This window comes from Pannonibacter sp. Q-1 (assembly GCF_054073275.1).
Genome location: NZ_JBSXNB010000005.1, coordinates 228,638 through 253,170, shown reverse-complemented (window position 1 = coordinate 253,170; position 24,533 = coordinate 228,638). Strand labels below are relative to the sequence as shown.

Below are 24,533 nucleotides of genomic sequence, written 5' to 3'. Positions count from 1 at the left end.
GCATTTCCAAGCCGTGAGGCGGCGGTGTCTCTGATGCCGTCAGATCAGGCCTTGACGTAGACCCACGCCCGCTTTCCGGACTTCAGCTGCACCTCGGTCCGGATGTAGTCATCCACTTCATAGGCATCCGCGGCTGCAAGCTCTTCGTCCGTGATCGCAAACACGGTGCCCTTCACTTCATCGTCCGGATTGCTGCTGGGCACGACCACCGGATGGAACCGCTGCCCGCTCTGGCGCAGAACTTCGGGATCGGTGATCTCGATCATGCTGGTTGTATAGCCGGTCATGGCGTCCTCTTCCCCCGAAAGCAGCCGTCCGAAGGAAGACTGCTGCACGGAAGGCAGCTGCAGCGTGCCATAGGAAAAGAGCAGAACTGACGCATTCACTGTCATGGCGAACTCCGGACCGGACTCTTGAGAGGCCTCACCAACGTACCCTGTGCTTTGCATGGCGGGAAAGGCCGGTCAAACGGCACATCGCGAAAAATGCTCATGTGCCGCGAAGATTCAGTCACGTTCCAGCTGCCTGCTGGTCATCCTGCTGCCTCATGGCTGCAAGAGGCTCTCAAGCCGCACCCGGCTGCACTTGCCTTGAGGGCGCGAAGCAGGCACTGCTAGGCAGTGGCCCCTGCTTGCCGGGGGCGTCGGCACTTCCTATCTCCGGCAGGCGATTTCAACCGGAGCAGTTTGCAGGTTTCTCATGACGAACGGCGTTTTCCGTCCCCATAGCGCAATGATCCTGGCTGCCGGGCTTGGCAAGCGCATGCGCCCGATCACGGCGACAACACCCAAACCCCTGATCGAGGTGAACGGCAAGGCGCTGATCGACCATGGCATGGACAAGCTGGCGGCTGCCGGGGTGAAGCGCTGCGTCGTCAACGTGCATTACCTTGCCGATCTGGTGGAAGTGCATGCCCGCCGCCGCAAGGACCTTGAGGTTATGATTTCCGACGAGCGCGAGGCTCTGCTGGAAACCGGCGGCGGCATCGCCAAGGCGCTGCCGCTGCTGGGCGATGATCCGTTCTTCGTGGTGAATGCCGACACCGCCTACTGGGTGGAAGGCGTGAAGCCCAATCTGGAGCACATGATCGAAGCCTTTGATCCGGAGCGCATGGATGCGCTGCTGCTGCTCTCGGACATGGTACACAGCGCCGGCTATCACGGACGCGGCGATTTCCTGATGGACCCGAACGGCGTACTGGAGCGCCGGCCGGAACGTTCGGTGGCGCCTTTTGCCTATGCGGGCGCGGCCATCCTGCATCCGCGCCTCTTCCGCGATGCGCCGGAGGGCAAGTTTTCGCTCAACCTGCTGTTTGACCGGGCCATCGAGGCCGGGCGCCTGCATGGCACGCTGATGGAAGGCATCTGGCTGCATATCGGCACGCCGGAAGCCATTGCCGAGGCGGAACTGGCCGTGCGCGAAAGCGCAGACTGAAACCCGATCCAGACGGCAGGCAGGACTGATGGCAGCGCGGATTTTCTCCATTCCGCCCTCGGCGGATTTTTCCCGGGAGCTGATCGCAGCGCTGGTGGACGGACGGCTGATCGAGGGCTTCCGCCCGCTGGATGATCCGCTGCTGCTCTCCGATGTGACCCTCTATCTGCCGACCCGCCGCGCCGCCCGTGCCCTGCCCGCGCTGGTGCAGGAAATGTTCGGCGGGCGGCCCGTGCTGCTGCCGCGCATCCGCCCCTTGGGCGATGCGGATGAGGACCTGCAGCTTCTCTCCGCTCCCGGTGACGGGGAGGCGCTGCCGCCCGAACTGCCGCCGCTGGAACGCAAGCTGGCGATGACGCGGCTGGTGATGGGCTGGAAGGCCGCACTGCGCCGTCAGGTGCTGGCTCTTGGCGAGGACGAGCCGCTGGGCCTTCCTGCTTCCGCCGCTGATGCCGCGTGGCTGGCAGGTGACCTCATCACCCTGATGGACGAGCTGGAAACCGAGGAAGCCGACTGGTCGGCGCTCGCCAGCCTCGTGCCGGAGGATCACGCCCGCTACTGGCAGGTGACGCTCGAGTTCCTTGATATCGTGCGCCTTGCCTGGCCTGCTTATCTCGCCGAATGCGGCGCGATGGACCCCAAGGCCCGCCGGTCGGCGCTGATCCGGCGCGAGGCGGAGCGCCTGCGCCTCAACCCGCCCAAGGGCCCCGTCATTGCCGCCGGATCGACCGGCACCGTGCCTGCCACCGCCGAGCTGCTGAAAGCCATTGCAGACCTGCCGCAGGGCGCCATCGTGCTGCCGGGGCTGGACATGCGCATGGATGATGCCTCCTGGTCCGCCCTTGGCCGCGCCCCGCAGCGGCGGGTGAATGCAGGTAAAGCCGCACTGCCGCAGGACGAGCCCAGCGCCAACGGCCACCCGCAATATGGCCTGAAACAGCTGCTCGACCGGCTGGGCGTGGACCGGCACGAGGTGGTGCAACTCTGCCCGCCGGAAACACCGCAGCTCGCCGCCCGCGAGGCGCTGGTGAGCGAGGCCCTGCGCCCGGCCTCCACCACCGACGCATGGACCTCCTTCCTGCAACAGACCCCGGCAGAGGAGCGCAAGGCCGCGCTTGACGGGGTGGAACTGGTGATCGCCCGCAACGAGGCGGAAGAAGCCCTCAGCCTCGCCATTGCCCTGCGCGAGGCGGTGGAGCGCGGCGGGACGGCAGCCCTTGTCTCCCCCGACCGCCTGCTCGCCCGCCGCGTGGCGGAAGAGCTGGGCCGCTGGAACATCACCGTGGATGACAGCGCCGGACGCCCGCTCGACCAGACGCCGCCCGCCGTGCTGGCGATGCTGGCCGCGCGCCTTGCACTGGAAGGCTGCGCGCCGCTGGATCTTCTCGCCCTGCTGAAACATCCGCTGGCACGCCTCGGGCTGGAGACAAAAGACATCCGCTCTGCCGCCCGCTCGCTGGAACGCGGCGTCTTGCGCGGGCCTGCGCCGAAATTCGGCTCTCGCGGGCTGCCGGATGCGATTGCCGCCGCACGCCTTGCGGCCGAGGATGCCCATACGCCGCGCTGGAAGAAGCTGGTGGAAGAGGACTGGGCCGCGGTCAGCGATCTTGCCAACCGTCTGATTACGGCGCTGGAGCCGCTGGAATGCCTGCTGGAGCGGAAGGAGCCCGTTCCCGTCGATGAACTCGCCCGTGCCCATGCAAGGGTGCTGCAACAGATTGCAGGCGACCCCACCGGCTCGGATGCGGAGCTTTACCGAGGCGAAACCGGCGACGCGCTGGCGCTGATGCTGACCGGGCTGATGGACAGCAGCCGTGCTGGCCTTGCCGTGCCTGCGCGCGAATGGCCCTCCGTCTTCGCTGCGCTGATTGCCGGAACCGCCGTGCGCCGGCGCTTGCCGGGCGATCCGCGGGTGCAGATCCTCGGCCCCATGGAAGCGCGCCTGCAGCGGCCAGATCTGGTCATTCTCGGCGGGCTCAATGAAGGCATCTGGCCGCAGCGCACCCGCAATGATCCCTGGCTGAACCGGCCGATGAAGCGCGACATGGGGCTGGAGCCGCCGGAGCGGCGCATCGGGGCTGGCGCCCATGACTTTGTGCAAGGGCTGGGCGCACGCCGGGTGATCCTCTCCCGTGCCAGCCGCGCCGATGGCGCCCCCACTGTGACCTCCCGCTGGCTGCAACGGCTGCTGACACTGGCCGGACCTGAGGCGGAAGCTGCCTTGCTGGAACGCGGGCGGCGCTGGACAGAGCTTGCTGGCCTGCTTGATCTTGCCGAAGGCCCCGTCACCCCGGCGGAGCGGCCCGCCCCGAAGCCGCCGCTGAGCGCAAGGCCGGTGCGCCTCTCCGTTACCGAAGTTGAACGGCTGGTGCGCGATCCTTACGCCATTTTCGCCCGCCGCATTCTCGGTCTGGAACCCGTGGACCCCATCGGCGGCTCGCCGACGCTGGCGGACAAGGGCTCGATCATCCATGATGCGCTGGCGCTGTTCCTGTCCGAATGGCATGGGGATCTCGACCAGAAGGCCGTGGCGCGGCTGGTCGAAATCGGCGCGGAGCTGTTTGCCCCGCTGGATGCGTTCCCCGCCATCCGCGCCCTGTGGTGGCCGCGCTTCCTGCGCATTGCCGAGGAATTCGTTGCCTTTGAACGCCAGCGCGAACCCTCCATCCGCCAGCGCTTCCTCGAAATTTCCGGCGGCGTCGAACTGACCCTGCCGGGTGCAGAATTCCGCCTGACCGGCCGCGCCGACCGCATCGACCTGATGCAGGACGGCACGCTGGCGGTGATCGACTACAAGACCGGCGCCGTCCCCAGCATCAAGCAGGTGGAGGCGCTGCTTTCGCCGCAGCTGCCGCTAGAAGTCGCCATGATCCGGCGCGGCGGCTTCGGCAGCGTGCCTGCGGGCGATCCGGTGTCCGACATGCTCTACATCGAGCTGAAAGGCGGACGCACGGCGCTGAAGGTGGAATCGCGCCAGCCGAAGGACCGCACCATCGAGGAACTTGCCGAAGATGCCTGGAAGCGGCTGGAACAGCTGGTGGCCGCCTATCAGGATGAGGGGCGCGGCTATCTCTCCCGCGCAAGGGTGGAGAAGGAACGCGACCTCAACGGCCCCTATGATCACCTTGCCCGGGTGAAGGAATGGGCCAGCGGTTCGGAGGACAGCGAATGAGCGGGCCGCAGATCCCCCTTGCAACGCTTCAGCGGCAGGACCTTGCCTCGCGGCCCCACGCCTCGGCCTGGGTGAGTGCCAATGCGGGCTCGGGCAAGACCTTCGTTCTCTCCCGCCGGGTGGTGCGCCAGCTGCTGGATGGCACCGATCCCTCGCGCATTCTGTGCCTCACCTTCACCAAGGCGGCCGCTGCCGAGATGGCGACCCGTGTGTTCAAGATCCTCGGCCAGTGGATCGCCCTGAGCGATGATGAGCTGGCAAAGGAAATTGCAGCCATCGACGGAACGCCCCCGTCCCGCGCCCGTCTGGCCGGGGCACGGCGGCTGTTTGCGCAGGCGCTGGAAACGCCGGGCGGGCTGAAGATCCAGACCATCCACGCCTTCTGCGAAGCGCTGCTGCACCAGTTTCCGCTGGAAGCCAATGTGGCCGGGCATTTCTCGGTGCTCGACGACCGGCTGGCGGCAGAACTGATGGCGGAAGCCCGCGCCTTCGTGCTGCATGCCGCAGAGACCGAGCCGGAAAGCCCGCTGGGGGCGGCACTGCAACGGCTGATCGGCCTGATGCCGGATGCGGCTGTCGAGGAGGTTCTGGCCGAGGCCATCAACCGGCGCGATGCCTTGCGCAACTGGATCGTCAGCGCCGGAGATCTGGATACTGCGCTTGCGGGCCTTGCGCGGGATTTCGGGCTGGAACCGGGTGCAAGCCTTGAGGCGCTGGATAAAGAGCTTCTGGAAGGCCGCCTCATCCGCGATCCGCTGGCGGTTGCCGAAGCCCTGCGGCTGGGCACCAAAACCGATGGCGACAAGGCGGACCTTCTGGCCGCTGCCGCCGAAGGACTGAAGCCCGGCGGCGAACCCGCCACCTTCCGTCACAACTGGCTGCGGGTGTTCTTCACGCAGGCCATGGAACCGGCGAAGCGCCTGTGCACGGCAGGCGTCACCAAGCAGTTTCCGCAAGTGGCAGAGGACATGCTGGCGGAGCAGAACCGGCTTGTGGCCCTTCTGGAGAAACGCCGCGCCATCGTCACGCTGGAAGGCACCGCCGCCATCTTCCGCCTCGCTGATGGCGTCATCGGCCATTACGAGGCGGGCAAGGCCCGGCGCGGGTTGCTGGATTTCGAAGACCTCGTGGTGCGCGCCGCCAATCTTCTGGCCAACAGCGATGCGGCCCAATGGGTGCAGTTCAAGCTGGATCAGGGCCTTGACCACATTCTGGTGGACGAGGCGCAGGACACCAGCCCCAGGCAGTGGCAGGTGATCCGCTCGCTGGCGGAAGAGTTCTTCTCCGGCGAAGGCGCAAGACGCGGCTCGCGCACCATCTTCGCCGTGGGCGACGAGAAGCAGTCGATCTATTCCTTTCAAGGCGCCGTGCCCGCCTATTTCGACGAGATGCGCCGCTATTTCGACAAGCGCGCCGCGCAGGCAGACCAGCCGTTCCATCCGGTGGAGCTGCAGCTGTCCTTCCGCTCGACCCCCGATGTGCTGGCCGCGGTGGACCGGGTGTTCCTGCCCGCCGAAGCCCATGCCGGCCTGTCGCAGGAGGTGAAGCCCCCGGTGCATGAGGCTATCCGCCGCGATCCGGGGCTCGTTGAAATCTGGCCGCTGGAAGAGCCGCTGGAGAGCGAGGAGCCGGAGGACTGGACCTTGCCGGTGGATCATCTGGGCACCGGCTCGCCCATGCTGCGGGTGGCCAAGCGCATTGCCGCCACCTTGCGCCGGTGGATGGACGAGGGCACCGCAGGCCCGGGCGACGTGATGATCCTGGTGCGCAAGCGCGGGCCCTTCGTGGAAGCGCTGAACCGGGAGATGAAGCGGCTGGGCGTGCCTGCCGCCGGCAGCGACCGGCTGGTGCTGACCGAGCACATCGCGGTGATGGATCTGGTTGCCCTTGGCCGCTTCATGCTGCTGCCGGAAGATGACCTGTCGCTGGCCTCCGTGCTGAAGAGCCCGCTGTTCGGTCTGGATGACGATGCCCTGCTGGAAATTGCCCGCGATCCGGTGGCGCGGCTGCGCCCCGGCACCCTGTGGCAGGGGCTCTTGAAAAAGGCGCAGGACGGCAACCGCTGGGACCATGTGCGCCTGCAGCTGGAGGCATGGCGCGCACGCGCCGACTTCATGCCGCCCTTCGAGTTCTATGCAAGGCTTCTGTCCGTCGATGGCGGGCGGCGGGCCTTCCGGGGCCGCATGGGGCCTGAAGTGGATGACGTGCTGGACGAGTTTCTGGCGCTGGCCATGGGCTATGAGCAGACCGGCATTCCCGGCCTTGAAGGCTTCCTTGCCTGGCTTGCCGCTGCCCCCACCGAGATCAAGCGCGAGCTGACCAATGCCGCCGGGCTGGTGCGCATCATGACCGTCCATGGCTCCAAGGGGCTGGAGGCGCCGATCGTCATTCTGGTGGACCCGTGCAACGCCCCCGTCAGCAGCCATCACGACCCGTCCTTCCTGCCCTTCACGCCGGAGGACGGGAGGGAGCAGGCCCCCGCGCTGGTGTGGCTGCCGGTGAAGGCCGAGCGCATGGGCTGGCAGACTGCGGCCATCGACAAGTTCCGCGCCAGTGCCGCCGAGGAATACCGGCGCCTGCTCTATGTGGCCATGACCCGCGCCGAGGACCGGCTGATCGTCTGCGGCTGGCAGCCTGCCAAGGGCCCCAAAGAAGGCTGCTGGTATGATCTGGCCGCCAGCGCGCTGAAGCCGGAAGCAGAAGAAGTGACAGCCCCTGATGGCACCGTCACCGCATGGCTGTGGCGCAAGCCCGGCACCGATCCGGCAGCGCCGTTGAAGAAGCACAGTGCCCACGCTGAGCCGGAAGCAAAGAAACCCGCCGCCCCTGTGCCGGAGTGGCTGACACGCCCGGTGACGCCGCCCGCCCGCATGCCCCGGCTTCAGCCCTCCCGCGTGTTTGACGCGATGGAGATGAAGGAAGGCATCGAGGCACCGGACGGGCTTTCGGCGCTGGAAGCACACCGGCAGGCGGAAGCCTATCCGCTGGAGCGCGGCCGCCTGCTGCACCGGCTGCTGGAACTGCTGCCGGATCTGCCCGAGGCGGAACGCGCCGCCGCCGGGCGGCGCTTTGTCGCAACCTCCCTGCCTGCCCGTTTTGCGTCCCGCAAGGACGAGCTGCTGGGCGAGGTGATGGCCATTCTGGAAGACCCGGATCTTGCCCCCCTCTTTGCCCCCGGCGGGCGGGCGGAGGTACCCATCTCCGGCCATATGGTGACGGCGGACGGGGTGACGGTTTCCGTCTCCGGCCAGATCGACCGGCTGGTGGTGAGCCCGGACGAGGTGCTGATTGCCGATTACAAGACCAACCGGCACGTGCCGGCCGATGCTTCAGGCATCCCACCGGACTATCTGGCCCAGCTTGCCGTCTACCGGCGGCTGGTTTCGGACATCTATCCGGGCCGCAAGGTGACGGCCGCCCTGCTGTGGACCAGCGCGCCGAAGCTGATGATGGCCCCCGAAGATGCGCTGGACACAGTGCTCGCCAGCCTCAAGAGCACGGACAAGATCGCTTGAAGGCCCGTTGCTTGAGCGGCTGGATTACTTGACGGGACGGGTCCGCCTTCCTACGTTCGGGACAACGCAACAAGGTGAGTCCGTGAAGCCGGGTGCTTCAGGGGGCCACCGCATGGAAAGTGAACGCAAATGGCTACCACCGCAGTCACCGACGCCAGCTTCGATGCCGACGTCCTCAAGTCGTCCGAGCCGGTCGTGGTTGATTTCTGGGCCGAGTGGTGCGGCCCGTGCAAGATGATTGCCCCGGCTCTGGAGGAAATTTCCGAAGAGCTGGCCGGCCAGGTGAAGATCGCCAAGATCAACATCGACGAGAACCAGGCCATGGCCGTCAAGTATGGCGTGCGCTCGATCCCGATGCTCGTCATGTTCAAGGACGGCGAGCCGATGGCTGTTCAGGTCGGCGCTGCTCCCAAGAGCAAGCTGTCCGACTGGATCAAGAGCGCGCTCTGATCCCGCACCTCTTTTTCCCGCCGCCCGCCATGCCCCTGCTCGCAGAGGTTGGCAGCGGCGGCGGGAATGGATAAAGACAGCCGCAGGCCGCTTCCAGTCACGGGCAAGCAACAGGTGAGAAGTTTCCCTTGCGGAAACACCGCCTGCCCGATGGTTGAACGGCCTGCGTTTTCATATTCGCAGACCCAATTGATGGAACCCAGATGACCGACGAGAACAAGACCCCCGAAGCGGAAAACGAGGCAGCCGCTGCGCCCGAGGCCGGGACCACCGTCGACCCCATTGAGGCTCTCCAGGCGGAGAACGCGGAGCTGAAGGATCGTGCGCTGCGTGTCATGGCCGAAATGGAAAACCTGCGCCGCCGCACGGAAAAGGAAATCAAGGACACCCGCGTCTATGCGGTCACGGGCTTTGCCCGGGATGTGCTGACGGTTTCCGACAATCTGCGCCGCGCGCTCGATGCCCTTCCGGCGGACGCTCGTCAGAGCGCCGATGCCGGCCTGACCGCCCTGATCGAGGGCGTGGAAATGACCGAGCGCGAGCTGCTGAACCAGCTCGACAAGCACGGCGTCAAGAAACTGGACCCGGCAGGCCAGAAGTTCGATCCGAATTTCCATCAGGCCATGTTCGAAGTGCCCAACACCGAAGTGCCGAACAACACCGTCGTGCAGGTTGTGCAGGCCGGTTACGTCATCGGCGACCGCGTGCTGCGCCCGGCCCTCGTTGGCGTGTCCAAGGGCGGCCCCAAGGAAGCCCCGCAGGCCGGCCAGACAGGTGGCCAGACCGGCGGCGTCGACACCACGGCCTGATCCCGAGGCACGAGCGCAACCGTATCAGGAGGCGGCACCCGGAAGGGGCCGCCTCTTTCGCTTTGGCGCTGCCCTTGGCCACGGTAAACTCACACGATGAGCGACACTGATTCCCTGCTGGTCACCGCAACACCGGAGCTGAACGCCCGCGTTGGGGCATGGCTGGATCATCTGGGCGATGAGCGGCGCCTCGCAGACAAGACGCTGGTTGCCTATGAGCGCGACGTGCGCCAGTTCCTGCGGTTCCTGACAGGCCATCTGGGCGGGGCGCCTGACCTCAAGGACGTGCAGGACTTGAAGCCTGCCGACTTCCGCGCCTTCATGGCCCGCCGCCGCACCGGCGGGACGGGCAGCCGCTCGCTCGCGCGCGGCCTTGCCGGCATCCGGTCCTTTCTCGGCTTTCTGGAACGCAAGGGCGAAGTGAATGCCGCGGCAGCCGGTGCCGTGCGCGCGCCGCGCCAGCCCCGGTCGCTGCCCAAGCCCCTCACCGCCTCCGATGCCACCGCCGTTGCCTCCGGTGACCTGGCGATGGAAAGCGAGGCCTGGATCGAGGCCCGCAATGCCGCGGTGCTGACACTGCTCTATGGTTGCGGGTTGCGCATTTCCGAGGCCCTGTCGATCACCGGGCGCAATGCGCCGCGCACAGGCACCCGCAGCCTTCGCATCATGGGCAAGGGCGGCAAGGAACGGGTGGTGCCGGTGCTGCCCGTCGTCTGCGAGGCGGTGGAGGCCTATCTCAAGCTCTGTCCCTACACGCCGGAGCCCAACGGGCCGCTGTTCTTTGGCGCACGCGGCGGGCCGCTCAATCCGCGTCTCATCCAGCTTGCCATGGCCAGGCTGCGCGGTGCTCTTGGTTTGCCAGACAGCGCTACGCCGCATGCCCTGCGTCATTCCTTCGCAACCCACCTTCTGGCTGGAGGCGGGGACCTGCGTACAATTCAGGAGCTTCTGGGCCACGCGAGCCTTTCCACCACCCAGATTTATACGGAAGTGGATGCGGCGCGGCTGCTGGAGGCCTATGACAAGGCGCATCCCCGAAAATAAAATGAAAGAATGCCTTGCATAAGCCTCATTCTCCCGTCACAGTAAGTCATCGTCTTTTTGGGCCTGACTTGGCTGTTTGCGGTGTCAACGATATCGACCCGCCAAATCTTTCTTCGAAAAATCCGGCGATGTATCGACGCCTGTCCTGCGGGTCAGGTATGACTCTTTTTGCAAGGTACTATCATCATGAAAACTGGAACCGTAAAGTTCTTCAACACCCAGAAGGGCTTCGGCTTCATCCAGCCGGATAACGGCGAGCGCGATGTGTTCGTTCACATCAGTGCCGTCGAGCGTTCTGGCATCGGCCACCTCAATGAAGGTCAGAAGGTCAGCTTCGAGCTGGAAACCGACCGTCAGGGCCGCAGCGCCGCTGCCAACCTGCAGATCGCCTGATTTCAGGCGGAAGCGACCCCTGCGCCAGCCTGAAAGGGCACGGCAGCAGACCTGCTTCCTCTGCACGTGACAAGGACCGGGCATCCATGGGGTGCCCGTTTCTGTATTCAGCGTGGCGCAAGCCTGTATCTGCGGCGTTTCTGTTGACCGGCAGCTCTGCCCGAATGGGGACTGTCCGGGCCAAGGAAACCTTCCCCGCAGTTCAGCAGACAGCGCGGAACGTCATGTATCGGACCCGGAAAAACCGGTCAGAACTGGCGCGCCGCAAAGAAAGTTCGGGCTCGCAGCATTTTTTTGTGCCCAAGGGGGTGCAATTTGCGCGGAACCTGTTAGGTTGCGCCACTTCTCGTGCCATATGGCTTTAGGTCTAACCCCTGCTGCCCTCACATGAGTGCTGCGGCGCAGGCAACGTCAGGATTTACCTTGCAGGTACTCGTTCGCGACAACAACATCGAGCAGGCGCTCCGCGTCCTGAAGAAGAAGCTGCAGCGCGAGGGCGTGCTGCGTGAGATGAAGGCGCGCCGCTCCTTCGAAAAGCCGTCCGAAAAGCGCGTCCGTGAAAAGGCCGAAGCTGTTCGCCGCGCCCGCAAGGCTGCGCGCAAGCTCGCCCAGCGCGAAGGCCTGATCGCAGGTCCGAAGCGCAAGGCCGCCGCAGGTCCGCGCCGCTAATTGCCGATCTGCCGGATGGAAGCATCTGGCAGGGCATCTCCGGACAGCCGGATGAAAAGACCCCTGACTGACACGGGATGATCCCGTTGCCAGCGGGGGTTTTTCTTTTGCCCGTCACACCCTGTGCCCTTTCCTGCCAATCCGTTAACGCAACGTTAATGCGCAGGCTTCAGGCTGAGGACAGGAGGACGTGATGTTCAACACTGGCCTTGCCGCCCTGGCGCTTATGACCGGTCTTTTCATCCTGCCCGTTGTGCCCGCCACAGCGCAGGAGCAGCGCAGCTATTGCCCGATTCCCGAGCATGGAACCTGGGTTACCCGTGGCGCCAAGCCCAGGGAGCTGACGCAGATCGAGGTCACCAGCCGCTGCGAGGACGACCGTGTGTTCATTCGCGCGCGCGCCTTCACCTCCTGCATCCCCCGCGACTGCAAATGGGGCTGGACCGAGGCCTTCTACAGGGCGGATGGCAGCCTGAGAGTGGAACTCAAGGGCTTCTATGGCATGCGCATCATCGATATGCGCATGTTCGGGGACCAGCGGATGGAAGCAACCGTGATTGCCGATCCTCATGATCCGCGTCTCGTGGAGACGATCACCACCCATATGCTGACACGCCGCAGATAGGCAGCCAGCCTCTTGCGAAGGCTCCGGGGCCTTCCTAGACTTCTCCTTGCAAGCGCAAGAGGGGAGAGCGGCGATGGACTTTTCGATTGGCGATCTGGCACGGCTGAGCGGCGTCAAGGTTCCGACCATCCGCTATTATGAGCAGGCAGGCCTGCTGCCGCCGCCGGTGCGCACGGAAGGCAACCAGCGCCGCTTTGGCCAGCCGGATCTGGAGCGGCTGCAATTCATCCGCCATGCCCGCGATCTCGGCCTGCCGATGGAGGCCATCCGTGATCTGCTGGAGCTGAGCGCCCACCCGGAAGCCCCCTGCAACCGCGCCGACGAGATCGCTGCGACCCAACTCAAGGCCGTGCAGGACAAGATTGCCCGTCTGAAGCGGCTTGAATCCGAACTCAAGCGCATCGTCGCCGCCTGCGGACATGATCATGTGGTGGCCGACTGTCAGGTGCTGCGCGCGCTCGGCAATCACGCCCTTTGCGCCGGCGACCACTGATCAGAAGCGGCACCCCGGCACCAGGCTCAACCAGTACGATACATGAAGTTGCACTTCTTTTAGGCAAGAGCCACTCTGGGCCTGAAAAGCCATCGACAGCGGCAGAAACTTCATCTAGCACTCGGATTAATCGATTAATCAGGTGCCCGCAGGATGAACGCCCCCCGGTCACGGCCAAACCTCACCCAGATCGCCGCGCTGCTGGATGTCTCAGCGGCAACGGTGTCGAATGCGCTGTCCGGCAAGGGCCGCGTTTCGGCTGAACTGGCAGAGCGGATCCGGACGAAGGCGGCCGAACTCGGCTATATGCCCAGCCAGGCAGGCCGGGCACTGCGCACCGGCCGGTCGCAGGTTCTGGGGCTCGTACTGCCGGACATCGCCAATCCCCTGTTCCCGCAGATCGCACAGGCCATCGAACATGCGGCCGCAGCTGTCGGCTATGGCGTGCTCATCGCCGACTCGCGCGGCGATGCGGCCATGCAGACGCAGGCGATCACCCGCCTTCAGGACCGGGGCGTGGACGGCATCATCATCGTGCCGCGCCGGGGCACGCGGATCATCAGCACCGGCAGCCCGGTTGCGGTGATCGACAGCCCCTCCACCCCCGGCAACACGGTTTCGGCCGACCACTGGCAGGGCGGTGCGCTGGCCGGCGCCCATCTTGCAGCCCTCGGCCACAGGGACGTGGTGATCATCGGCAGCAATCCGGCCTCCAACGTGCAGAACGACCGGGTGGGCGGCATCCGCTCCGCCCTCGGGCCGGACCGGCGGGTTGAGGTGCTGTGGATCGAACCGCATGAAGCCCTGCATGGACCGGGTGCAAGCCTTGGGCTCGCGGCCCGTGTGGCGGACGGCTTCACCGCCTTTGCCGCCCTCTCCGATCTTCAGGCCCTGCGCGCCCTCACAGAGCTGCAGCAGGCAGGACTGCGCGTGCCGCAGGACGCCAGCCTCACCGGCTTTGACGATCTCATCTGGTCCTCCGCCATCACGCCGGCCATCACCAGCGTGCGGATGGACATGCCCGCCATTGCGGAAGAGGCTATCCAGGCCCTCCTCCGCCTCATCGAAAGCCAGGACACGGGGACTGCTCCGCGCGACCCGGGCATTGCCCGCGCCAGCCGCCCCAGCGTGCCCATGAGCCTGGTGGTCCGCCAGACCTGCGGCCCATCCCCCCGCATAACCGCAGAACAACAACAGACACCAGCAGGAGACAGCCAATGACCGTTAAACGGATGCTCGGCGCGGCCACCGCGCTTGCCCTGACCATGGGCGCAGCCGCTGCCCAGGAAAAGATCCTGACGATCTCCGTCTATGCCTTTGCGCAGGACGAGTTCAAGGAACTGCTCTACACGCCCTTTGAAGAGAAATGCGGCTGCAAGCTGGTGGTGGAGACCGGCAACAGCGTCGAGCGTCTTGCCAAGATGGAAGCCAACATGGCCAATCCGGTGGTGGATATGGCCGTCGTCTCCATGGCCGATGCGCTGGCCGCTTCCCGCAAGGGCCTGATCGACAGGATCGATACCGCAAAGCTGTCCAACTTCGACAAGCTTTATGACATCGCCAAGGACCCCAATGGCGACGGCATGAGCGTTGGCTACACCTTCTATGCCACGTCGATCGTCTACCGCACCGACAAGATGACCATCCGCTCCTGGGCCGACCTGCTGAAGGACGAATATGTCTCCCATGTCGCCTTCCCGAACGTGACCACCAATCAGGGCCCGCCGGCGCTGTACATGCTGGGCGAAGCCCTCGGCAACAACACGCCGGACCTGAAGGGCCCGATCGAGGCCGTTGGCGCCAAGAAGGACGAGATCGTCACCTTCTACGTCAAATCCTCCCAGCTGGTGCAGCTGATGCAGCAGGAAGAGATCTGGGCTGCCCCCATCGGCCGCTTCTCCTGGGCGCCCTTCACCAAGCTCGGCCTGCCGCTGGCATGGGCGATGCCCGATGAAGGCCAGACGGGCGGCATGAACGTGATGGTGCTGACCAAGGGCTCCAAGAACCAGGATCTGGCGCTGCAGTTCATGGACTACTGGCTCTCCACCGAAGTGCAGACCAAGCTTGCCGAAAAGCTGGTCGACAGCCCGGCCAACAAGGAAGTGACCGTTTCCCCGGCCATCGCCGACAACATCACCTTCGGCGAAGAAACGGCTGAAACCCTGAAGCTGATGCCGTCCGCCACCATTCTGGACAACCGCGACGCCTGGCTGACGGAGTGGAACGCCAAGGTCGCCCAGTAAGACCTGATTCTCGGACCAGCATTGGCAGCTTCGCGCTGCCGGACGAATGCCTCCCAAGGCTGGGGGTGCGGCGGGCGGGCTCCGCTCTGCCGCCGCACCCCGACTTTTTCTCCCTCCAGAAGCTAAGGCGGACATCATGTTCCAGAACCGGGCGGAAGCTCTGGCACTTGCGCTGCCTGCGGCGCTCTTCGCGGCCGTGGTCTTTCTCGTGCCTGTCGTGCTGCTGCTGTCGGAGGGCTTCCGCTCTGCCGAAGGCTGGACGCTGTCGGCCTATACGGATTTCTTTTCGCAGCCGCTGAACCAGACGGTTTTCCTGCGCACGCTGAAACTGGGCGCCATGGTCACCGTGGTGGCCGCCGTCATCGGCTATGCCGCAGCCTATGCCATCGTCACCCTGCCGCCGGGCTCCAAGGGCCGCGTCACGGGGCTGATCGTGCTGCCGCTGATGATCTCGCCGGTGGCGCGCACCTATGCCTGGATCGTCATTCTGGGGCGCACCGGCATCGTCAATCAGGCGCTGCAGGGCATCGGCCTGACGGATGGCCCCTTACGCATCCTCTTCACCGAGACCGCCGTCTTCATCGGCCTGTTGCAGCTGTTCCTGCCCTTGATGATCCTGTCGCTGATCAGCGCGCTGGAAAACCTGCCGCGTGATGCGGTGCCTGCCGCAAGGGTGCTGGGGGCCAACTGGTTCCAGGTGTTCTGGAAGGTGATCCTGCCGCTCTCCCGCGAGGGGCTGGTGGTTGGCGGCACGCTGGTCTTCACCGGCTCGCTCACCGCCTACATCACCCCGGCCATCCTTGGCGGCTCCAAGGTGCTGATGCTGGAAACCCTGCTCTACCAGCAGGTCACCGTCGCAGGCAATTTCGTTGCCGCCAGCGTCATCGCCCTCATCCTCATCGTCATGAGCTTTGCCGCCAACATCTTGTTGCGCCGCATTGCCACGGCCCGGAGCAAGTCATGACCCAGAGACTGTCCAGCTGGATCATCCTGACGCTGGTGCTGACCTTCCTCATCGGTCCGTTCTTCATCATCGTCGCCGCGTCCTTTTCTGCCGGCGAGACGCTGGCCTTCCCGCCGCAGGGCTTTTCCTTCCGCTGGATCGCAAAGGTCTTCACGGTGGAAAGCTTCCAGCAGAGTTTCGTCACCTCGATGATCCTTGCCATTGGCGGCACCCTGTCCGCACTGGTGCTGGGCGTGCCTGCCGCCTATGCCATGTCGCGCTACCGCCTGCCGGGGGCGGAGACCGTGCGCTTCATGGTGTCGATGCCCATCATCGTGCCGGGCATCATCGTCGGTCTTGCCCTGCTGCGCTATTTCGTGCTGCCCATCGGCCTGTCGATCAGCCTGGCGCTGTTCGTCGCCCATACGGCGCTGGTGCTGCCCTATGCGGTGCGGGTGGTGTCCGCCAGCCTTGCGAACCTGCGCTCCGACATGGAGGAGGCGGCCGTGCTGCTCGGCTCCTCACGGCTCGGCGCTTTCTTCCGGGTGGTGCTGCCCAACATTCGCGGCGGCATTCTCTCCGCCTTCATCCTCGGCTTCGTGACGAGCTTCAATCAGGTGCCGGTGTCGCTGTTCCTTTCCGGTCCCGGCGTGCGCACCCTGCCCATCGACATGCTGGGCTACATGGAAATCGTCTTCGATCCCTCCATTGCCGCCCTGTCGTCGCTGCTCGCCTTCCTGTCCATCGGCATCGTCTTTGCCGCCGAACGTTTCCTGGGGTTCTCACGCTATGTCTGACGCCACCTATCTGACCCTGGACAAGCTGTCGCTCGCCTATGGCAAGACCACGGCGGTGAAGGATCTCGACCTCACCATCGCGCGCGGCGAGCTCCTCGCCCTGCTCGGCCCCTCCGGCTGCGGCAAGACGACGACCATGCGCGCCATCGCCGGGCTGATGCCGGTGCAGTCGGGCCGCATCGTGCTGGATGGCCGCGACATCACCCGCGTGGGCGCCAACAAGCGCGAGATCGGCCTCGTCTTCCAATCCTATGCCCTGTTCCCGCATCTGACGGTGTTCGAGAATGTCGCCTTCGGCCTGCGGCTGAAGGGTATCAGCGGCGAGGCGCTGAAGCAGACGGTGGAGGCCGGGCTCAAGACCGTGGGCCTGTCCGCCTTTGCCGCCCGCAAGACGCCGGAGCTTTCCGGCGGCCAGCAGCAGCGTGTGGCGCTGGCCCGCTCGCTGGTGATGCAGCCCAAGCTCCTGATGCTGGACGAGCCGCTGTCCAACCTGGATGCCCGCCTGCGCCTTGAAATGCGCACCGAGCTGCAGCGGGTGCAGAAAGAAAGCGGCGTGACGATGATCTTCGTCACCCACGATCAGGTGGAAGCCCTGGCTCTGGCTGACCGCATCGTCGTCATGCGCAATGGCGCCATCGAGCAGATTGGCACGCCGGAGGAGATCTACAATCACCCGGCTTCCAGCTTCGTCGCCGACTTTGTCGGATTTGAAAACATCGCCCGCATCGACGGCAACAGGCTGGTGACAGACGCAGGCGCGCTGGAAGTGTCCGGCCCGCTGCCGAAAGCCGCCGGGCTTGCCTGGCGCCCCCGCGCCATCCAGCTTGAAACGGGACCGCACAAGGGCGTCGTGCGCGGCGTATCCTTTGCAGGCAGCGCCCGCGAATATGTGCTGGAAACGCCACTGGGGCTGGTAAAAGCCGAAACCGACGCTGCCCTTCCCGCCCATGCGCTGGGGGCCAGCCTTGCCTTCGACATGCCGGTTTCCGGCGCGGCGGAACTCAACAGGTTCGGATAGACCATGGGTGTGTGGATCGACACGGATATGGGCTTTGACGACATCGCGGCCATTGTGACCGTGATGGATGCAGGGCTTGAGGTGGACGGCATTTCGCTGGTCTTCGGCAACACGCCGCTTGATCAGGTCCGCCGCAACGCTGCGGGCGCGGCCTCGGCCTTCGGCTGGCGCATGCCCTTGCACAGCGGCCTTGCCCGCCCCGTCATGGGCCAGATGGAGACGGCAGAGGCCATCCTCGGGGCCACCGGCATTCCGACGATTGGCCTCACCGTGCCGCAGGATCAGCTACTGCCGGAAGGCGATGCCTTTGCCGCACTCTGTGAGTGGCTGGAGAGCGCCCCTGCCCCCCGCCGCATTCTGGCGCTGGGGCCACTGACCAACATAGCCGCGCTGGCGCTCGCCCGCCCCGCCCTTGCCGCCCGCATTGACGAACTGGTGTGGATGGGCGGCGGGCTGACGAGAGGCAACCACACGGCCTCTGCCGAATTCAACGCCTATGCCGACCCGGAGGCTGTAGCCATCGTGCTGGCGCAGGGACTGCCGCTGAAGATGGTGGACCTCGACTTCTGCCGCCAGATCCTCGCAAGCCCTGAGGACGCCGCCCCTGTGCGGGCCGCAGGCGGGCGCAATGCGGCGCTTCTGGCGGACATGCTGGAAGGCTTCATCGCCATCGCCACCAGCCGGGGACGGCCCGCCATGGCGCTCTATGATCCGGCAGCTGCTGCCATCTTCGCCCGGCCGGAACTCGCCACCTTCACCCCGGCGCATATCGCCATGGAAACGGCCGGTCAGCACACGCGCGGGCGCACCGTGGTGGAAACCCGCGCCACCCATGCCCGCTTCAACGCCGCCTATGCCTCTGCCTGCGATGTGGACGCCGTGCGCGGCATGATCCTCACCGCCCTGACGCGGGAGGCAGCCCGGCCATGACCACACACCAGACACGCGAGCCCTTCGATCTTGCGAGTGCTGCCCTTCGCCTGCGCGCCGTTGCTGCCGCCAGAGGTGATGCGCCATTTGACCGGCTGATCGTCAACGCCATCCTCATCGACATGGTGACCGGCGAGCGCCGCGCCGCCGATGTGGGGCTGACGGGGCCGCTGATTGCTTCCGTCCACGCCCCCGGCAGCCGCAGTGATGCCACGGACATCATCGACGCGCAGGGCGGCTATCTCTCCCCCGGCCTCATCGACACGCATATGCATGTCGAAAGCTCCATGGTGACGCCCGCCGCCTATGCCGCCGCCGTTGTGCCCCGGGGCGTCACCACCGCCGTCTGGGACCCGCATGAATTCGGCAATGTGCATGGGCTTGCGGGTGTCGATGCCGCCCTTGCCGCCAGTGCCGGTCTGCCGCTGCGCTATGCCGTGCTCGCGCCTTCCTGCGTGCCTTCCGCGCCGGGGCTGGAACTGGCCGGTGCCGACTTCGGGCCGGAAGAGATCGCCGCCCTGCTCGCCCGCCCCGGCATTGCCGGTATCGCGGAAGTGATGAACATGCGCGGCGTCATCGCGGGCGAGCCGCGCATGAGCGGCATCGTGCAGGCAGGGCTTGCCGCCGGAAAGCCGGTCTGCGGCCATGCACGCGGCCTCACCGGCCCGGACCTTGCCGCCTTCATGGCCGCCGGTGTCACCTCCGATCACGAGCTGACCTCCGCCGCTGACCTGATGGAAAAACTGCGCGCCGGGCTTTCCATCGAGCTGCGCGGCTCCCACGACCATCTGCTGCCGGAATTCGTGGAAGCCCTGAACACGCTCGGCCATCTGCCGCAGACCGTGACGCTCTGCACCGATGACGTGTTCCCCGATGACCTTGCGAAGGCCGGCGGCCTTGATGACGTGGTGCGGCGGCTGGTGCGCTATGGCCTCAAGCCCGAATGGGCCTTGCAGGCGGCAACGCTCAACGGCGCAAGGCGGCTCGGCCGCGAAGATCTCGGCCTCATCGCCGCCGGGCGCCGGGCCGATCTCGTCCTCTTCGCGGACCTTGAGACCTTTGCGGCCCGGCAGGTGATCGTCAGCGGCCAAGTGGTGGCTCGGGACGGACAGATGCTGGCAGAGCCGCGCTCTGAAACCCTCTCCAACTCCCTCTCCGGCCTGCGCGGATCGATGAAGATTAGCCAGCTAAATTCTGATGATTTCCGGGTTGCCGCCGCAGGTTCCCGCGTCAAACTCGCCACCATCGACAGGCCCCGTTTCACCCGCTGGGGCACGGTGGAAGCAGACGTGCGCAGCGGCTTTGTGGTGCCGCCGGAGGAGACAACGCTGATCGCCGTTGCCCACCGGCATGGCCGGGCAGACAGCCGTCCGCGCGTCGGTTTCCTGCGCGAATGGGGCCGCTGGAACGGCGCCTTTGCCACGACTGTCTCCCATGACAGCCATAACCTGACGGTTTTTGGCGGCAGTGCCGAAGACCTCGCCATGGCCGCCAATGCGGTGATCGCGGCAGGCGGCGGCATGGCCGTGGCTTCCAGCGGCAAGGTGCTGGCCGTGCTGCCCCTGCCGCTTTCCGGCCTTGTGTCGGACGCTCTGCTGGGCGAAGTGGCCGAAGGCTTTGCCCGAATCCGCGCCGCCATGGATGAGGTTGTCATCTGGCAGCCGCCCTATCTCGTGTTCAAGGCCTGTTTCGGCGCCACGCTGGCCTGCAATGCAGGGCCGCACCAGACCGACCGGGGCATTGCCGATGTGGAGACCGGGCACGTGCTGGAGTCCCCCGTTCTCGAAATCCTGAGCTGACAGGGAAAGCCCGCCATGAGCGACCTGATCGACGCTGACCTGCCGTTTCTGACGGACCTGCGCCGCGGCCTGCACGCCCACCCGGAGCTGGGCTTTGAGGAGGAACGCACCAGCGCCATCGTTGCGAACCTGCTGGCGGAGGCGGGGCTGGAGGTGCACAGGGGCCTTGGCGGCACCGGCGTTGTCGGCACCCTGCGCTGCGGCAACGGCCCGCGCAGCATTGGCCTTCGCGCCGACATGGATGCGCTCGCCATGCCGGAAACCGCAGACCGGCCATGGAAATCCACCGTCCCCGGCAAGATGCACGCCTGCGGCCACGATGGCCACACCACCCTGCTGCTGGGCGCGGCAAGGGCCCTGGCGAAGACGCGCAATTTCTCCGGCACGGTGCATTTTATCTTCCAGCCCGCCGAGGAAGGCCGGGGCGGGGCAAAGCGCATGGTGGAGGACGGCCTGTTCCGCCTGTTCCCCTGTGATGCGGTCTATGGCCTGCACAACATGCCGGGGCTGGACCCGGACGAGATGGCGGTTGTGGAAGGCCCGCAGCTTGCCTCGTCCGACAGCTGGCGCGTCACCTTCCGGGGCACCGGCACGCATGGCGCCAAGCCGCATCTGGGCCGCGATCCCATCACTGCCGCCGGAGCTTTCCTGTCCGCCTTGCAAACCATTCCAGGCCGCGTTGTCGATCCGCTGCAGCCCGCCGTGGTCAGCGCCTGTTCCGTTCAGGCCGGTGACCCCAAGGCGCTCAATGTCATCCCGGATCTGGTGGAGATCGGCGGCACGGCCCGCGCCTATTCGCCGGAGGTGCGCGACCAGCTGGAGGCGGAAATCGGCCGTCTGGCTCAGGGCACGGCGCAGATGTTCGCCATTGCTGCAGACTATACCTACATCCGCCGCATTCCGCCGGTAATCAACCATCCGGACGCAACGCAGCGGGCGCTTGGCGCAGCGCGGGATGTGTTGGGTACCAAGGTGCGAACGGCCTTCCCGCCCTCCACGGCGGGCGATGATTTCGCCTATTTCGCCGGTGAAGCACCCGGCTGCTATGTCTGGCTCGGCAATGGCCCGGCGGTGGATGGCGCGCTGCATCACAACACCGCCTATGACTTCAACGACGCGGCCATCGGCCCCGGCGTGCGCTTTTGGGTGCGGCTGGTGGAGCGGGAGCTTTCCGGTGAGGCCGCCCATGACTGAGCCGCACCCGCCCGCACTTGAGCCTCATGCGTTCTGGCAGGAACTGCATGCGCCGGGCAGCTTCCCGGTCAATATTGGCCATCGCAACTTCTTCCCGGCAACGCTTCCCAGCGGCGAACAGCTGCGCCTGCCGATCCGCCCGCTGGCCGATGGCAAGCACGCACTGGCCTCGCTCATCGTCAATCAGGCGGGCTTTACCGTTCTGGATGCACTGGCACAGGGCCTTGCGGAGAGGCTCACGCCTTTCACGCCGGATGTGGTGGTGGGCCTGCCGACGCTTGGCCTGACGCTAGCCGCCGAGACCGCCCGCAGGCTCGGCCACAGCCGCTATGTGCCGCTCGGTACCTCGCGCAAGTTCTGGTACGACGACAGCCTCTCGGTGCCACTCACCTCCATCACCACGCCGGATCAGATCAAGCGGCTCTATGTGGACCCGCGCATGCTGCCCCTGCTTCAGGGCCGCCGGATCGCGCTGGTCGATGACGTGATCTCCAGCGGCGCCTCCATCCGCGCCGCGCTGGATCTTCTGGCCAGTCTCGGCCTTGCCCCCGTGGTCATTGGCGCCGCCATGCTGCAATCCCGCCGCTGGTGCGAGGGCGCAGAAGGCCCGGACCACTGGACCACCCGCACCGTAGGCTGCTTCGAGACACCGATGCTGGAAAAGGGACCGGACGGGCTGTGGTATGTGCCGGAAGGGTGAGGGGGCATATCGTCAGCACACACCCTCACCGTCGTCATGGCATGACTTGATCATGCCATCCATTCCCTGACCTTTCCAACCATGCAGATTTCAGGAAACTCCACCCCATAAGCTCGCGAGCGTGCGGAGGTGAAACGGCATGGATGCCATGGTCGAGCCATGGCAAGACGGAGAAAACTGGCAGGTCAGCCCGTAAAGCAAAAAAGGCCGGAGCGTTGCCGCTCCGGCCTTTCTCATGTCTGCAGGTCCAGCACCAATCAAGCGTGGATCGGCTTGGCGAAGGTGGCCATGGCGGCTTCCTTGACGGCTTCCGACATGGTCGGATGCGCGTGGCAGGTGCGGCCGAGGTCTTCCGAAGAACCGCCGAATTCCATCAGCACGGCAGCTTCGTGGATCATCTCGCCAGCACCATGGCCGAGGATGTGCACGCCCAGCACGCGGTCGGTCGCAGCATCGGCCAGAACCTTGACGAAACCGTCGGTGTGGTTCATGGCGCGGGCGCGGCCATTGGCGGTGAAGTTGAACTTGCCGGTCTTGTAGTTGACGCCGGCAGCCTTCAGCTCTTCCTCGGTCTTGCCGACGGAGGCGACTTCCGGCGAGGTGTAGACTACACCCGGGATGACGTCATAGTTCACATGGCCAGCCTGACCGGCGAGGATTTCGGCCAGAGCCACGCCCTCGTCTTCGGCCTTGTGGGCCAGCATCGGGCCAACGACCACGTCGCCGATGGCATAGATGCCCGGGACGTTGGTCTGGTAATGGCCATCGATCTCGACGCGGCCACGGTTGTCCAGCTTGACGCCCGCTTCCTCAAGGCCGAGACCGGCCGTGTAGGGACGGCGGCCAATGGCGACCAGCACAACGTCAGCTTCCAGCACTTCGGCAGCGCCACCGGCGGCCGGCTCGATGCTGACGGCAAGGCTGCCGCCCTTCTTCTCAACGCCCGTCACCTTGGACGACAGCTTGAACTCCATGCCCTGCTTGGCAAGGATGCGCTGGAACTGCTTGGAAATGTCCCCGTCCATCGGCCCGAGGATCTTGTCCATGAACTCGACCACAGTCACCTTGGCGCCCAGGCGGCCCCAGACGGAGCCGAGCTCCAGACCGATGACGCCGCCGCCGACGACCACCAGGTGACCCGGAACCTTCTCCAGCGTCAGCGCGCCGGTGGAGGAAACGACCGTCTTTTCGTCGATCTCGACGCCCGGCAGCGGCATCACGTCGGAGCCGGTGGCGATGACGATGGACTTGGTCTCGATCTCGGTGACCTTGCCGTCTTCAGCGGTAACAGAGACCTTGCCTGCGGCCAGGATCTTGCCGGTGCCGTGGAAGGCATCGATCTTGTTCTTCTTCAGCAGGAAGCCGACGCCGCCGACATTGGCGTCGATGGTGGCCTGCTTGTGCTGCATCATGGCCGGCAGGTCGAGCGTGGGTGCGCCCACCTTGATGCCGAGGCTTTCAAAGCCGTGGCCGGCTTCATGGAACAGTTCCGAAGCATGCAGCAGCGCCTTGGAGGGAATGCAGCCGACGTTCAGGCAGGTGCCGCCATGGGTGGCGCGCTTTTCGACAACGGCGACCTTCAGGCCAAGCTGGGCCGCCTTGATGGCGCAGACATAACCACCGGGGCCGGTGCCGATGACGACGAGATCGTATTGGGACATGAGGTCGCCTCTAGGTTTGCGAAGGGAAATCGTTTGAAGATGCGGCTGCGGCTTCGAACCGTTGCAGCCTCTGGCGCACGCGCAAGGCAATGGCGCCATGGAGCGCCAGCACAAGGAGGATCGACACCCCGTGCTGGAGGGGCGTCGTCAGAGGCCAGAGGCCATAGATCGCATAGACGCCCAGGGGAATGAACAGGGCCACGGCGGTGGCAAGGCCCGGATTGTAGAGGCGCAGGACAAGCCCCTGCGCCACATGCAAGGCTGCGTTGATCAGCAGCAGATAGACCGCAATCAGCCCCCAGCCCGGCGCGATGGAGCGCATGAGCCAGAGCGACAGCGCCACCACGCCCCACACGCCCGCCACGTTGATGATGAACACGGCACGAACCGTGAGCACATCATGCCCCCGGCCGATGACATAGTTCACGAAGCGGCGGAAACGGTCGGCATCATGCTCTTCAAGCTGATGCAGCATATAGAAGGGAAGGCTCAGATAGACGAGCTTTTCCGAAAAGGGCCAGGTCTTGGTGAAGACGCTGGTCATGGCCAGCAGGACGAGACCGGCGAGGAAACCGCCGTAGACCCAGTTGGCTTGCAGCCTTTCGAGCGTGCCTCTCATGACCAGCGGCCCTTTTGCAGGCCCG

At 65.6% G+C, this 24,533-nt stretch carries 22 protein-coding genes; 19 read left to right on the top strand and 3 right to left on the bottom strand.

The features are described from left to right. Positions 1 to 44: 44 nt before the first annotated feature. A complete protein-coding gene (locus ACVNHC_RS16080; RefSeq protein WP_050473360.1) occupies positions 45 to 392 on the bottom strand; it encodes a gamma-glutamylcyclotransferase family protein in 348 nt (115 codons plus the stop codon). 307 nt (positions 393 to 699) lie between these two features. Between ACVNHC_RS16080 and ACVNHC_RS16075 the strand changes: the two genes are divergently transcribed. The 19 genes from ACVNHC_RS16075 (at position 700) to ACVNHC_RS15985 (ending at position 22,228) form a co-directional block, all read left to right on the top strand. Further along, positions 700 to 1,434, top strand: a complete 735-nt coding sequence (locus ACVNHC_RS16075) for a nucleotidyltransferase family protein (protein WP_457168008.1) — start codon at positions 700 to 702, stop codon at positions 1,432 to 1,434. 28 nt (positions 1,435 to 1,462) lie between these two features. Then, complete coding sequence (gene addB / locus ACVNHC_RS16070; RefSeq protein WP_457168006.1) at positions 1,463 to 4,606, top strand: double-strand break repair protein AddB; 3,144 nt, start codon at positions 1,463 to 1,465, stop codon at positions 4,604 to 4,606. Continuing rightward, a complete protein-coding gene (gene addA, locus ACVNHC_RS16065) occupies positions 4,603 to 8,121 on the top strand; it encodes a double-strand break repair helicase AddA (RefSeq protein ID WP_457168004.1) in 3,519 nt (1,172 codons plus the stop codon). Before addB ends, addA begins: the two co-directional genes overlap by 4 nt. A gap of 129 nt (positions 8,122 to 8,250) precedes the next feature. Further along, the gene (gene trxA / locus ACVNHC_RS16060) at positions 8,251 to 8,571 is read left to right on the top strand and encodes a thioredoxin (RefSeq protein ID WP_050473364.1); all 321 of its coding nucleotides are present in this window, start codon (positions 8,251 to 8,253) and stop codon (positions 8,569 to 8,571) included. A gap of 203 nt (positions 8,572 to 8,774) precedes the next feature. Further along, on the top strand, positions 8,775 to 9,380 hold the full coding sequence (gene grpE, locus ACVNHC_RS16055; RefSeq protein WP_457168001.1) for a nucleotide exchange factor GrpE: 606 nt from the start codon (positions 8,775 to 8,777) through the stop codon (positions 9,378 to 9,380). A gap of 96 nt (positions 9,381 to 9,476) precedes the next feature. Then, positions 9,477 to 10,424: a tyrosine recombinase XerC gene (locus ACVNHC_RS16050; protein WP_457167999.1), complete on the top strand. Its 948-nt coding sequence runs from the start codon at positions 9,477 to 9,479 to the stop codon at positions 10,422 to 10,424. Between the two features lie 186 nt (positions 10,425 to 10,610). Continuing rightward, positions 10,611 to 10,817: a cold-shock protein gene (locus ACVNHC_RS16045; RefSeq protein WP_019963692.1), complete on the top strand. Its 207-nt coding sequence runs from the start codon at positions 10,611 to 10,613 to the stop codon at positions 10,815 to 10,817. Between the two features lie 423 nt (positions 10,818 to 11,240). Further along, positions 11,241 to 11,486 (top strand): 30S ribosomal protein S21, encoded by a 246-nt coding sequence (gene rpsU, locus ACVNHC_RS16040; RefSeq protein WP_019963693.1) that lies wholly within the window; start codon positions 11,241 to 11,243, stop codon positions 11,484 to 11,486. 193 nt (positions 11,487 to 11,679) lie between these two features. Further along, complete coding sequence (locus ACVNHC_RS16035) at positions 11,680 to 12,111, top strand: hypothetical protein (protein ID WP_094462791.1); 432 nt, start codon at positions 11,680 to 11,682, stop codon at positions 12,109 to 12,111. A 73-nt stretch (positions 12,112 to 12,184) separates the two neighbouring features. Further along, entirely contained in the window at positions 12,185 to 12,604 is a 420-nt protein-coding gene (locus ACVNHC_RS16030) for a MerR family transcriptional regulator (protein ID WP_050473367.1), read from the top strand. 153 nt (positions 12,605 to 12,757) lie between these two features. Next, positions 12,758 to 13,825: a LacI family DNA-binding transcriptional regulator gene (locus tag ACVNHC_RS16025; RefSeq protein WP_457167996.1), complete on the top strand. Its 1,068-nt coding sequence runs from the start codon at positions 12,758 to 12,760 to the stop codon at positions 13,823 to 13,825. After that, a complete protein-coding gene (locus ACVNHC_RS16020) occupies positions 13,822 to 14,847 on the top strand; it encodes an ABC transporter substrate-binding protein (RefSeq protein ID WP_457167994.1) in 1,026 nt (341 codons plus the stop codon). The genes ACVNHC_RS16025 and ACVNHC_RS16020 overlap by 4 nt, the downstream gene beginning before the upstream one ends. A 136-nt stretch (positions 14,848 to 14,983) precedes the next feature. Further along, a complete protein-coding gene (locus ACVNHC_RS16015) occupies positions 14,984 to 15,811 on the top strand; it encodes an ABC transporter permease (RefSeq protein WP_019963698.1) in 828 nt (275 codons plus the stop codon). Further along, complete coding sequence (locus ACVNHC_RS16010; protein ID WP_019963699.1) at positions 15,808 to 16,587, top strand: ABC transporter permease; 780 nt, start codon at positions 15,808 to 15,810, stop codon at positions 16,585 to 16,587. Before ACVNHC_RS16015 ends, ACVNHC_RS16010 begins: the two co-directional genes overlap by 4 nt. Further along, positions 16,580 to 17,605 carry an ABC transporter ATP-binding protein gene (locus ACVNHC_RS16005; RefSeq protein ID WP_457167991.1) on the top strand — a complete coding sequence of 342 codons (1,026 nt, stop codon included), beginning with the start codon at positions 16,580 to 16,582 and terminating at the stop codon, positions 17,603 to 17,605. Before ACVNHC_RS16010 ends, ACVNHC_RS16005 begins: the two co-directional genes overlap by 8 nt. Positions 17,606 to 17,608: 3 nt before the next feature. Next, positions 17,609 to 18,535 carry a nucleoside hydrolase gene (locus ACVNHC_RS16000; protein WP_374629816.1) on the top strand — a complete coding sequence of 309 codons (927 nt, stop codon included), beginning with the start codon at positions 17,609 to 17,611 and terminating at the stop codon, positions 18,533 to 18,535. Continuing rightward, positions 18,532 to 20,334: an adenine deaminase gene (locus tag ACVNHC_RS15995; RefSeq protein WP_457167988.1), complete on the top strand. Its 1,803-nt coding sequence runs from the start codon at positions 18,532 to 18,534 to the stop codon at positions 20,332 to 20,334. Before ACVNHC_RS16000 ends, ACVNHC_RS15995 begins: the two co-directional genes overlap by 4 nt. A gap of 15 nt (positions 20,335 to 20,349) precedes the next feature. Beyond that, positions 20,350 to 21,528: a M20 aminoacylase family protein gene (locus tag ACVNHC_RS15990; RefSeq protein WP_457167986.1), complete on the top strand. Its 1,179-nt coding sequence runs from the start codon at positions 20,350 to 20,352 to the stop codon at positions 21,526 to 21,528. Next, a complete protein-coding gene (locus ACVNHC_RS15985; protein ID WP_457167984.1) occupies positions 21,521 to 22,228 on the top strand; it encodes a phosphoribosyltransferase in 708 nt (235 codons plus the stop codon). Before ACVNHC_RS15990 ends, ACVNHC_RS15985 begins: the two co-directional genes overlap by 8 nt. A gap of 257 nt (positions 22,229 to 22,485) precedes the next feature. On the opposite strand, the gene lpdA is transcribed toward ACVNHC_RS15985, so the two are convergent. Then, positions 22,486 to 23,889, bottom strand: coding sequence for a dihydrolipoyl dehydrogenase (gene lpdA / locus ACVNHC_RS15980; RefSeq protein ID WP_457167982.1), 1,404 nt, complete (start codon positions 23,887 to 23,889; stop codon positions 22,486 to 22,488). 10 nt (positions 23,890 to 23,899) lie between these two features. After that, complete coding sequence (locus ACVNHC_RS15975) at positions 23,900 to 24,508, bottom strand: HXXEE domain-containing protein (RefSeq protein ID WP_186391585.1); 609 nt, start codon at positions 24,506 to 24,508, stop codon at positions 23,900 to 23,902. Positions 24,509 to 24,533 lie beyond the last annotated feature (25 nt).